The sequence below is a fragment of the Marinovum sp. genome, from assembly GCF_034669705.1.
In the GTDB taxonomy this organism is placed as follows: domain Bacteria; phylum Pseudomonadota; class Alphaproteobacteria; order Rhodobacterales; family Rhodobacteraceae; genus Marinovum.
Map to the genome: position 1 here is coordinate 262910 of NZ_JAXMOR010000001.1, position 10721 is coordinate 273630.

10 protein-coding genes are annotated in these 10721 nt (G+C 68.0%); 8 read left to right on the forward strand and 2 right to left on the reverse strand.

Annotated features, from left to right (window positions below; genetic code table 11):
- Positions 1-162 precede the first annotated feature (162 nt).
- The 4 genes from VOI27_RS01360 to VOI27_RS01375 all read left to right on the forward strand — a co-directional run bounded on the left by VOI27_RS01360 (position 163) and on the right by VOI27_RS01375 (position 4509).
- The gene (locus tag VOI27_RS01360; RefSeq protein ID WP_323763478.1) at positions 163-714 is read left to right on the forward strand and encodes a carbon monoxide dehydrogenase subunit G; all 552 of its coding nucleotides are present in this window, start codon (positions 163-165) and stop codon (positions 712-714) included.
- Positions 715-761: 47 nt separating this feature from the next.
- Positions 762-1247 (forward strand): (2Fe-2S)-binding protein, encoded by a 486-nt coding sequence (locus VOI27_RS01365; protein ID WP_323763479.1) that lies wholly within the window; start codon positions 762-764, stop codon positions 1245-1247.
- A gap of 80 nt (positions 1248-1327) precedes the next feature.
- On the forward strand, positions 1328-3706 hold the full coding sequence (locus VOI27_RS01370; protein WP_323763480.1) for a xanthine dehydrogenase family protein molybdopterin-binding subunit: 2379 nt from the start codon (positions 1328-1330) through the stop codon (positions 3704-3706).
- A 14-nt stretch (positions 3707-3720) separates the two neighbouring features.
- Positions 3721-4509 carry an FAD binding domain-containing protein gene (locus VOI27_RS01375; RefSeq protein ID WP_323763481.1) on the forward strand — a complete coding sequence of 263 codons (789 nt, stop codon included), beginning with the start codon at positions 3721-3723 and terminating at the stop codon, positions 4507-4509.
- 280 nt (positions 4510-4789) lie between these two features.
- Here VOI27_RS01375 and VOI27_RS01380 read toward each other — a convergent pair whose 3' ends face one another.
- Complete coding sequence (locus tag VOI27_RS01380) at positions 4790-5764, reverse strand: type I glyceraldehyde-3-phosphate dehydrogenase (RefSeq protein WP_323763482.1); 975 nt, start codon at positions 5762-5764, stop codon at positions 4790-4792.
- A 202-nt stretch (positions 5765-5966) separates the two neighbouring features.
- Between VOI27_RS01380 and VOI27_RS01385 the strand changes: the two genes are divergently transcribed.
- From VOI27_RS01385 to ccmI, 4 genes are read left to right on the forward strand one after another with little or no spacing between them, the layout of a single operon-like run.
- Positions 5967-7958 (forward strand): heme lyase CcmF/NrfE family subunit, encoded by a 1992-nt coding sequence (locus tag VOI27_RS01385; protein ID WP_323763483.1) that lies wholly within the window; start codon positions 5967-5969, stop codon positions 7956-7958.
- A gap of 5 nt (positions 7959-7963) precedes the next feature.
- Complete coding sequence (locus tag VOI27_RS01390; protein ID WP_323763484.1) at positions 7964-8518, forward strand: DsbE family thiol:disulfide interchange protein; 555 nt, start codon at positions 7964-7966, stop codon at positions 8516-8518.
- Positions 8515-8994: a cytochrome c-type biogenesis protein gene (locus tag VOI27_RS01395; RefSeq protein WP_323763485.1), complete on the forward strand. Its 480-nt coding sequence runs from the start codon at positions 8515-8517 to the stop codon at positions 8992-8994. Before VOI27_RS01390 ends, VOI27_RS01395 begins: the two co-directional genes overlap by 4 nt.
- Positions 8995-8997: 3 nt before the next feature.
- Positions 8998-10143: a c-type cytochrome biogenesis protein CcmI gene (gene ccmI / locus VOI27_RS01400; RefSeq protein WP_323763486.1), complete on the forward strand. Its 1146-nt coding sequence runs from the start codon at positions 8998-9000 to the stop codon at positions 10141-10143.
- Positions 10144-10226: 83 nt separating this feature from the next.
- Here the strand turns inward: ccmI and VOI27_RS01405 are convergent.
- Positions 10227-10721, reverse strand: a 495-nt coding sequence (locus VOI27_RS01405; RefSeq protein WP_323763487.1) for a thioredoxin family protein, incomplete at its 5' end; no start/stop codon positions are given.

Sequence of the window (10721 nt, forward strand, 5' to 3'; positions counted from 1 at the left end):
TCCGTTCTGCGGTAGGCTCAGCTTAGCGGCGATACCGGCGCCGGTCCTTTGTCCAAAGGTCGCATGGCGCGCGCCGCCGCTGTCTGGGGCCATTCGGCACCTTTGTATAATAGCAGGTTACGGCGTTCCACGCCTAGGTTCGGACCCGAGGAGACCAACACCATGCAACTAACCGATTCCCGAGAGATTGCCGCCGCGCCAGAGATCGTCTGGGCTGCCATTCTCGACCCCGATGTGCTCAAGCAATGCGTGCCCGGCTGCCAGGAGATGACCGGCAGCCCCGAAGAGGGCTTCGAGGCCAAGGTCGTCCAGAAGGTCGGCCCGGTGAAGGCCACCTTCAAGGGCACCGTCTCCCTGTCCGAGATGAACCGTCCCGAGAGCCTGACGCTTACCGGCGAAGGCAAGGGCGGGGCGGCGGGCTTTGCCAAGGGCGGCGCCGACGTGCGGCTGGAACCCAAGGGCGAGGGCACGCTGCTGAGCTATGACGTCGAGGCCAAGGTCGGCGGCAAGCTGGCGCAGCTGGGCAGCCGGATCATCGACGGCTTTGCCAAGAAGATGGCCGACCAGTTCTTTGACAACTTCAAGGCCGCGGTCGAGGGCCCGTCCGAGGCGGAGCCGGCCGCGGCGGAGGCTGATGCCGGCGCCGAGACAGGGGCCGCGACCGGCGAGGGTGAGGCCCCGAAAAAGGGCTGGTTCAAGCGGATCGTCTCGTGAGCGGCGATCCGGCACATTCATCAAAGAAATAACCAAGGGAGGACTTCATGACCAAGGTATCGATGACCGTGAACGGCAAATCCGTGAGCGGTGACGTGGCGGGCAACACGTTGCTTGTCGAGTTCCTGCGCAGCGACCTGCGCCTGACCGGCACCCATGTGGGCTGCGACACCAGCCAGTGCGGCGCCTGCGTGGTGCATGTCAACGGCGAGGCGGTCAAGGCCTGCACCATGTTCGCGGCCGAGGCGGAGGGCGCCGAGGTGGCGACGATCGAGGGTCAGGCCAATGCCGACGGCTCGCTCAACACCATCCAGCAGGCGTTTCAGGACTACCACGGTCTGCAATGCGGCTTCTGCACCCCCGGCATGGTGATGTCGGCGGCGGCGCTGCTCAAGGACAACCCCAAGCCGACCGAGGCCGAGGTGCGCAGCTACCTGCAGGGCAACATCTGCCGCTGCACCGGCTATCACAACATCGTCCGCGCGATCCTCGCGGCGTCGGGCCAGGAGGTTCCGGCGGTCGCCGCCGAATGACATCTCGCCAGGGTGCGCAGTGAACACGCACCGACCGTAGGGTGGGTTTGTAACCCACCGATCCCATGGGAGGACAAAGAATGCCGAAAGATCAAGGCATAGGAGCCAGCACAAAGCGCCGCGAGGACGTGCGCTTTCTGACCGGCGCCGGCAATTACACCGATGACATCAACGTGCACGGCCAGGCCTATGTGCAGTTCCTGCGCTCGGACGTGGCGCATGGCCGGATCAGCAATATCGACACCAGCGCGGCGTCCGCGATGCCGGGCGTGGTGCGCATCTTCACCGGCGCCGATTTCGAAGGCGTCGGCGGACTGCCCTGCGGCTGGCAGGTGACCGACCGCCACGGCGAAGTGATGAAGGAACCGGGCCACCCGGTGCTGGCCCAGGGCAAGGTGCGTCACGTCGGCGAACCGGTCGCCGCCGTGGTCGCCGACACCCTGCAGCAGGCGCGCGACGCCGCCGAGGCGATCGAGCTCGACATTGAGGAGCTGCCGGCCGTCGTCGACATGAAGGCGGCGCTGGCCGAGGGCTCGGCACGGGTGCATGACGATCTGTCGGACAACCTCTGCTACGACTGGGGGTTCGTCGAGGAGAACAAGGGCGCGGTGGAGGAGGCGATTGCCAAGGCCGCCCATGTCACTACGCTGGAACTGGTCAACAACCGTCTCGTGGCCAACCCGATGGAGCCGCGTGTCGCGGTGGGCGATTACAATCGCGCCGCCGGCGATTCGACGCTCTACACCACCAGCCAGAACCCGCATGTGATCCGGCTGCTGATGGGCGCTTTCGTGCTCGGCATTCCAGAGCACAAGCTGCGGGTGGTGGCGCCTGACGTGGGCGGCGGCTTCGGCACCAAGATCTTCCACTACGCCGAGGAGGCCTTCTGCACCTTCGCCGCCAAGGCGCTGAACCGTGCGGTCAAGTGGACCTCGACCCGGTCGGAGGCCTTCATGTCCGACGCCCATGGCCGCGACCACGTGACCAAGATCGAACTGGCGCTCGATGCCGACAACAACTTCACCGCCGTGCGCACCGAGACCTATGCCAACATGGGGGCGTATCTGTCGACCTTCGCACCCTCGGTGCCGACCTGGCTGCATGGCACGCTGATGGCCGGCAACTACAAGACGCCGAACGTCTATGTGAACGTCAAGGCGGTGTTCACCAACACCGTGCCGGTCGATGCCTATCGCGGTGCCGGACGGCCAGAGGCGACCTATCAACTCGAGCGCGTGATCGACAAGGCGGCACGAGAGCTCGGCGTCGACCCGGTGGAACTGCGGCGTCAGAATTTCATCACCGAGTTCCCCTATCAGACCCCGGTGGCGGTGGAATATGACACCGGCGACTACCACGCCACCATGGACAAGATGCTCGAGCTGATCGACCGCGACGGCTTTGCCGAGCGGCGCAAGCAGAGCGAGGCCAAGGGCAAGCTGCGCGGCCTCGGTATCAACTGCTTCATCGAAGCCTGCGGCATCGCGCCGTCGAACCTGGTGGGCCAGCTGGGCGCACGCGCGGGGCTTTACGAAAGCGCCACGGTACGGGTTAACGCCACGGGTGGTCTTGTGGTGATGACCGGCTCTCACAGCCACGGGCAGGGGCATGAGACCGCCTTCCCGCAGGTGATCTCGGAAATGATCGGCATCCCCGAGGACCAGATCGAGATCGTCCATGGCGACACCGCCAATGCGCCGATGGGCATGGGCACCTATGGTTCGCGCTCGCTGGCGGTCGGCGGCTCGGCCATGGTGCGCGCGGCCGAGAAGATCATCGCCAAGACCAAGAAGATCGCCGCCCACCTGCTCGAGGCCGCCGAGGCGGATATCGAGCTCAAGGACGGCCAGTTCTCGGTCGCGGGCACAGACAAGCAGGTGGCCTGGGGCGATGTCTGCCTCGCGGCCTATGTGCCGCACAACTACCCGCTCGAGGACATCGAACCGGGGCTGGAGGAGACGGCCTTCTACGACCCGTCGAACTTCACCTATCCGGCCGGCGCCTATGCCTGCGAGGTCGAGGTCGATCCCGAGACCGGCGTCGCCACCATCGAGAAGTTCGTCTCGGCGGATGATTTCGGCAATGTGGTCAACCCGATGATCGTCGAGGGCCAGGTGCATGGCGGCATCGCCCAGGGCATCGGCCAGGCGCTGCTCGAGAACTGCGCCTATGACGAGAACGGCCAGCTGCTCTCGGCCTCCTACATGGATTACGCCATGCCGCGGGCCGACGATCTGCCGGAGATGTCGGCCTATACGGTCGACCACTCCTGCCAGACGCCCTGCACCCACAACCCGCTGGGGGTGAAGGGCTGCGGCGAGGCCGGCGCCATCGGCTCGCCGCCGACGGTGATCAACGCCATCCTGGACGCGCTGAATTCCGGCGGTCACAAGGTGGATCACATCGACATGCCGGCCTCGCCCTCGCGGGTCTGGGCGGCCATCAACTCTGCGTCCTGAGGGAGGTCTGACCTATGTACAGCTTTGACATCGAACGGCCCACGTCACTGGCCGACGCCCTGGCCGCGCTGGCCGACGACGAGGCCCAGGCGCTGGGCGGCGGGCAGACGCTGATCCCGACGCTCAAGCAGCGGCTGGCCAGCCCGTCGAAACTGGTGAGCCTCACCGGCATCGAGGAGCTCAGGGGCATCCGCCGCGACGGCGACACGGTGACCATCGGCGGTGGCACCACGCACGGCACCATCGCGCGCGAGACCAAGGACAGCTTCCCGGGGCTGTCCTATCTTGCCTCCAAGATCGGCGATCCGGCGGTACGCAACCGCGGCACCATCGGCGGCTCGCTGGCCAACAACGACCCCTCGGCCTGCTACCCGGCGGCCGCCATGGCCTGCGGCGCGACGATCGTGACGAACAATCGCGAGATCGCGGCGGATGACTACTTCCAGGGCATGTTCACCACAGCGCTGGAAGAAGGCGAGATCATCACCGCGGTCAAAGTCCCGATCCCCGAGCGCGGGGCCTACATCAAGTTCGAACAGCCGGCCTCGCGCTTTCCGCTGGTGGGTGTCTTCGTTGCGAAGTTCGCCGACCGGGTCGGCGTCGGCGTCACCGGCGCCTCCGAGGAAGGCGTGTTCCGCTGGACCGAGGCGGAGCAGGCGCTGGGCGGCAGCTTTGCCGAGAGCGCGCTCGAGGGGCTCTCGGTCTCCGGCGACGGGATGATCGGCGATCTGCATGGCACCGGAGCCTACCGCGCCCATCTGGTGGCGGTGATGACCCGGCGGGCGGTCGCTGCGGCGGGCTGAGCCTTCGGTCCCGGGCTCGAGAGGGGGGCGGTCCTTGGGGGCCGCCCTTTTCCTTGCCGGCGCGGTGGGTTGGAAACCCACCCTACGGGGGCGCGTTCGAGGCGCGGGCGGTGCAAGGAAGAACTTTCATGCCTCCGGCGGGAGTTTGTCCGGCAAGATGAAGCAGGGGAGACCGTCCGCTCCTTCATCTTGCAAAATAAACCTCCGGGGGTGAGGCCGCAGGCCGAGGGGGCTGGCCCCCTGTTGCGCTGCCGTCGGCTCTGTTGCGCTGCCGCCGGCCTCAGGCCATGCGGCGGGCCATGTCGAGCATGCGGGCAGAGAAGCCCCATTCGTTGTCGTACCAGCCGAAGATGCGCAGCACGCCGCCCAGCGAGACCGAGGTTTCCCGGCCGGCCACCACCAGCGATTCCGGGCGGCCGCGCAGGTCGGTCGAGACCAGCGGCTGGTCGGTATAGCCGAAGAGCGCAGGGTCGGCATCGCGGACCAGGCTGTTGAGCGCCTGCGCCGTGATCGGCGCGCGGGTCTGCACCGTCAGGTCGATGGCCGAGACCGAGGCCGTCGGCACGCGGATCGCGCGCGCCTCGATCCGGCCCGCCAGATGCGGCAGCACCACGCCGATCAGCCGCCCGGCCGAGGTGGTGGTGGGCACCATCGACAGCGCGGCCGCACGCGAGCGGACCAGATCGCCGCGTGGCGCATCCACCGTCGGCTGCGAGCCGGTGTAGCAATGCACCGTCGTCATGTGACCGGATTCCACCCCCGCCGCTGCGTCAAGCAGGCGCAACAGCGGCGCCAGCGCATTGGTGGTGCAGGAGGCGTTGGAGATCACGGGTTGATCCGCCAGACGTTCGGTATTGGCACCAAGCACGATGGTGTCGTCGGCCGCGGGCGACGGCCCCGAGATCAGCACCCGCCGCGCGCCGGCGGTCAGGCCACGCTCGGCAATGTCGCGGGTCTGTGCCTTGCCGGTGCATTCCAGCACGATGTCGACGCCAGCGAGATCGAGGGTCGAGATGTCTTCCAGCCGGTGCATCGGCAGCTGCCGCCCGCCGGCCTGCAGCGCCCCGTCGCGCGCTTCGGCACCGCCGGGGAAGGGCCCGAAGACGCTGTCGTAGGCGAAGAGATAGGCGCAGGTGTCCAGTGGCGCGATGTCGTTGATGCCGACGATCTCGATATCGGAGTGATCGGTCAGCACCATGCGGGTGATGGTGCGGCCGATGCGGCCGAATCCGTTGATAAAGATGCGAAGCGACATGGGCGATCCTGCGGCTTTGAAAGGTCACCGGAAGTGACCCCATCGCGGCGCAGGAGGCAATGGGCCGGGCGGGAAAGTTTTGCCGGTCAGCCACCGGGCTGCGACCAAATGATACGCGTTTCAACGAAATGGTGACTTAAATCTTCACGTGTCAGGGGCTAGGACTGTTGCAATGATCTGACAGCCCTTGGGGAGTGGTGCCATGATCCCGGAACTCGGACAATTCGCCCTGGCGCTGGCGCTGGCCCTGGCGCTGGTGCAATCGCTGGTGCCGATGGCGGGCGCGGCGCGCGGCAACCTGCTGTGGATGCGCTCGGCGCAGTCGACCGCGCTGGGGCAGTTGCTCTTCGTGGGCTTTGGCTTTGGCGCGCTGATGTGGGCCTTCGTGGTCAGCGATTTCACCGTCAGGAACGTGGCCGAGAACTCCAACTCTCTGAAACCGATGATCTTCAAGGTCGCCGCCACCTGGGGCAGCCACGAGGGCTCGCTGCTGCTCTGGACGCTGATCCTGACGTTGTTCGGCGCCGGTGTCGCGGTCTTCGGCAGCAACATTCCGCATGCGCTCAGGGCGCGGACGCTGTCGGTGCAGGCCTGGATCTCGGTCGGGTTCCTGTCGTTCATGCTGTTCACCTCGAACCCGTTCGAGCGCATCCTGCCGCCGCCGCTGGACGGCAATGACCTCAACCCTCTGCTGCAGGACATCGGCCTCGCGATCCATCCGCCGCTGCTTTACGTGGGCTATGTCGGCTTCTCCATCGTCTTCAGCTTTGCCGTGGCGGCACTGATCGAGGGGCGCGTCGATGCCGCCTGGGCGCGCTGGGTGCGGCCCTGGACATTGGCCGCCTGGATGAGCCTGACCGCCGGCATCGCGCTGGGTTCTTGGTGGGCCTATTACGAGCTCGGCTGGGGCGGCTGGTGGTTCTGGGACCCGGTGGAGAACGTCAGCTTCATGCCGTGGCTGCTGGGCACGGCGCTGCTGCATTCCGCCATCGTCACGGAAAAGCGCGGGGCGTTCAAATCCTGGACCATCCTGCTGGCAATCCTCACCTTTTCGCTGTCGCTGCTGGGCACCTTCATCGTCCGATCCGGCCTGCTGACCAGCGTGCATGCCTTTGCCGTCGACCCCGAGCGCGGGGTCTATATCCTCGGGCTGCTGGGCGTCTCGATCGGCGGCTCGCTGACGCTCTATGCGGTGCGCGCGCCGGCGATGGAGGGCGGCGGGTTGTTTGCCCCGGTGAGCCGCGAGGGCGGTCTGCTGATCAACAACCTGCTCTTGGCGGTGGCCACCGGCACGGTGCTCTTCGGCACGCTCTACCCGCTGTTTCTCGAGGCGGTGACCGGCGACAAGATCTCGGTCGGTCCGCCGTTCTACAATGCCTCCTTCGTGCCGATCATGCTGCCCCTGGTCTTTGTCATGGGGCTGGGACCGCTGCTGACCTGGAAGCGGGCCGACCTGAAGGGCGTGCTGCAACGGCTCTGGCTGGCGCTGGCGCTGGCGGCGCTGGCGGCACTGGTGATCTGGTACCTTGTGACCGGCGGGCCGGCGCTGGCGGTCTTGGCCTTCGGCCTCGGCATCTGGCTGTTCGTCGCCACGGCGCAGGACTGGGCGGCGCGGATCAAGCTGTTCCGCGCGCCGTTGTCAGAGAGCCTGCGCCGGGCGCGCAACCTGCCGCGGGCGAGCCATGGCATGAGCCTGGCGCATCTCGGGCTGGCGGTCTGCATCTTCGGCTTTGTCGGCTCTTCGGCCTGGAAGGAGGACGTGATCGTCTTTGCCGAGCCGGGCACCCGGGTGCAGGTGGCAGGCTATGATCTCGAGTTCCAGGGCGTCGAGCAGGTGCCTGGGCCGAACTACACCGCCTCTCGCGGCACCCTCGCGGTGAGCCGCGACGGTGAATTCCTGCAATACCTCTACCCGGAACGGCGCAACTACCCGGTGGCGCGCAGCCAGACCACCGAGAGCGCCATCCGCCACACCCTTGGCGGCGACCTCTATGCCTCGATGGCAGAGCCGGCGGCGGCCACGGCGGGCAATGCCTGGACGCTGCGGGTGCTGTTCGAACCTCTGGTCAACTTCATCTGGCTCGGGTCCTTCATGTTGGTGCTGGGCGGGGCGCTCAGCCTCAGCGACCGGCGCCTGCGCGTCGGCGCGCCGCGCCGCGCCCGGGCGCCCGAGATGGCGCAACCTGCGGAGTAAACGACATGCAACGTATCCTCGTCCTGCTGCCGATCCTGGTGGTGCTGATCCTCGGCGGCTTTTTCGTCTGGGGGCTGAACCCGGACCGCGACCCGAATGCCATTCCCTCGGCGCTGATCTCGAAACCGGTGCCGGCCTTCGACCTGGCGCCGATAGACGGCGTCGATGTGCCCGGGCTGGCCAGCGGTGACCTGGCCGGCGGCGAGCCGGTGCTGGTCAATGTCTTTGCCTCCTGGTGCGTGCCGTGCCGGGCCGAGCACAAGGTCCTGACACGGCTGGCGACGCAAGAGGGATTTCCGCTTTTCGGCATTAATTACAAGGACAAGCCCGAGGATGCGAAGGCATGGCTCGAAGAGCTGGGCAATCCCTACCTGCGGATCGGATCGGACGAGAGCGGCCGCGCCGGGCTTGACTGGGGCATCTCCGGCGTGCCCGAGAGCTTTCTCGTCGATGCCACCGGCACCGTGGTCTGGCGCTATGTCGGGCCGATCGCCACCGAGCAGGCGCAGGACGACCTGCGCCAGGCGCTGGCGGCGGCGCGCGAAAGGGCGGGCACGTGAGGGGGCTTCTTGCCACGCTGCTGATCGTGCTGGCCGGGATGGCGGCGGCGGTGGAGCCCGACGAGATCCTCGACGACCCGCTGCTCGAGGCCCGCGCGCGCGAGATCTCCAGGGACATCCGCTGCGTGGTCTGCCAGAACGAGCCGATCGACAGTTCCAACGCCGGGGTGGCGCGCGACCTGCGGCTGTTGATCCGCGAGCGGCTGCTGGCCGGTGACAGCGATGACGCGGTCAGGCAGTACCTGGTTGACCGCTACGGCGATTACGTGCTGTTCAAGCCGCCCTTCAAGCCCGCCACCTATGCGCTCTGGCTGGCGCCCTTCGGCCTGTTGGCGCTGGGGGGCGTGGCCGCCGGCATGGCGCTGCGGCGGCGCGGCGGGCGCGGCGGGGCAGAGGCGCTGAGCGCCGAGGACGAGGCGCGCGTGGCCGAACTGGTGGCGCGCTATGACGGCGACGCGAACAGGAAAGACATCTGACGCATGACATTCTGGGTACCCGCTGCCGCACTGGCGCTTCTGGCCGTGCTGGTGATCCTGCTGCCGCTTTGGCGCCGCTCTGGCGCCACCGTCGGGCACCGCGAGGGCGCGCTGGCGATCTTCGTCGACCAGCTCAGGGAAATCGAGGCCGAGCGCAACCGCGGGCTGATCTCGCCGGCCGAGGCCGCGGCGGCGCAGATCGAGATCAAGCGTCGGATGCTGGCGGTGGAACGCCAGGGGCGCGGCGGCCCGGTGGGCACCGGCGGGGCGCCGGTGCTGATGGGGCTGGCGGTGCTGGTGCCGCTGCTGGCGGGCGCGGTCTATGTCACCATCGGCGCACCCGGCGCCGAGAGCCTGCCGTTTGTCGCGCGCGAGGCAGAGCGGACCGAGGACCGCAAGATCGTCGATCTGACCGAACAGCTGCGCAACCGGTTGCTGACGGATGAGGCGGGCGGGCCGACCGAGGGCTGGGAGCTCTTGGCGCAGACCTACATGAAGATGGGCCGCTACGCCGCCGCGGCTGAGGCGTTGGGCCGCATCGTCGACCGCGAGGACGCGCATTCCGGCCATCTGACGCAATGGGCCGAGGCGCTGATCGCGGCCAACGACGGGGTGATCACCACCAGCGCCGGGGCGGCGATCGACCGGGCGCTGGCGATGGACGTGCTGAACCCGGCGGCGAGCTACTACAAGGCGCAATGGCTGGAACAGGACGGCCGCGCCGGCCAGGCCCGCGAGCTGCTCTTGCTGCGGCTGGAGCAGGAGAGCGACCTGCAGCCCTGGATGGAGATCTTCGTGCAGCAGGCCAACCGGATCGGCGCCGAGACCGGCGCTGAGCCGGTGGCGCTTGGCGATTTCGTCAACCTGCGCGGTCCCAGTGCCGAGGACGTCGAGGCGGCGCAGGAGATGACGGCCGAGGAGCGCGACGCCTTCATCCGCTCGATGGTGGCTGGCCTCGCGGCGCGGCTCGAGGACGCGCCGGACGACCTCGACGGCTGGCTGCAGCTTGGCCGCGCCTACGGGGTGCTGGGCGAGCGCGCGCTGGCGGCTGAGGCGTACCGGGCGGCCGAGGGCCTGCTGGACGGGCTGCCTGCCGAGGACCCGCGGCGGCAGGTGGTGGCGCAGGGGCTGGCAGAGTTCGACGGCTAGGCTCTGTGGCCGGCGGCAGGAACGAGGGGCCAGCCCCTCGCGCTCCCCGAGGGTATTTGTGAACAGAAGAAGGCTGGACCCGGTCAGCCGCCGGCGGCCTCTATTGCCTCGAAGATGGCGGTTTCGGTGAGGATTTCCGGCAGGGCGATGCCATTGGGCGCGGCCGGGCCGTAGACCGCGTTGAACGGGATGCCGTAGCGGCCGAAGCTTTGCAGATAGGCCGAGATCGCGGGGTCGGGGCGGGTCCAGTCGGCCTGCATGGCGAGGATCGCGTCACCCGACAGCTGCGCCGCCACCGGATCGCGGTCGAGCACCAGCGCCTTGTTGGCCTTGCAGGTCAGGCACCAGTCGGCGGTGACGTCGACCAGCACGATTTTTCCTTCGGCCACATGGGCCGCGAGGCTGGCCTGATCGAAACCGGCCCAGCGGGTGGCGCCTTGCGCCGCCTCGGCCGGGGCCGGGCTGCGCAGGGCCGGCAGGGCCACGGCGAGTGCCGCCAGCGCCGCCACGGTCAGCGCGCGGGCGGGCAGGCGTCGGGTGGCGAGCGCGGCCAGGATCAACCCCATCAGCAGCGGGTG

Coding starts and splice junctions, on each gene's coding strand:
- VOI27_RS01360 (WP_323763478.1), top strand. CDS start 163: ATGCAACTAACCGATTCCCGAGAGATTGCCGCCGCGCCAGAGATCGTC.
- VOI27_RS01365 (WP_323763479.1), top strand. CDS start 762: ATGACCAAGGTATCGATGACCGTGAACGGCAAATCCGTGAGCGGTGAC.
- VOI27_RS01370 (WP_323763480.1), top strand. CDS start 1,328: ATGCCGAAAGATCAAGGCATAGGAGCCAGCACAAAGCGCCGCGAGGAC.
- VOI27_RS01375 (WP_323763481.1), top strand. CDS start 3,721: ATGTACAGCTTTGACATCGAACGGCCCACGTCACTGGCCGACGCCCTG.
- VOI27_RS01380 (WP_323763482.1), bottom strand. CDS start 5,764: ATGTCGCTTCGCATCTTTATCAACGGATTCGGCCGCATCGGCCGCACC.
- VOI27_RS01385 (WP_323763483.1), top strand. CDS start 5,967: ATGATCCCGGAACTCGGACAATTCGCCCTGGCGCTGGCGCTGGCCCTG.
- VOI27_RS01390 (WP_323763484.1), top strand. CDS start 7,964: ATGCAACGTATCCTCGTCCTGCTGCCGATCCTGGTGGTGCTGATCCTC.
- ccmI (WP_323763486.1), top strand. CDS start 8,998: ATGACATTCTGGGTACCCGCTGCCGCACTGGCGCTTCTGGCCGTGCTG.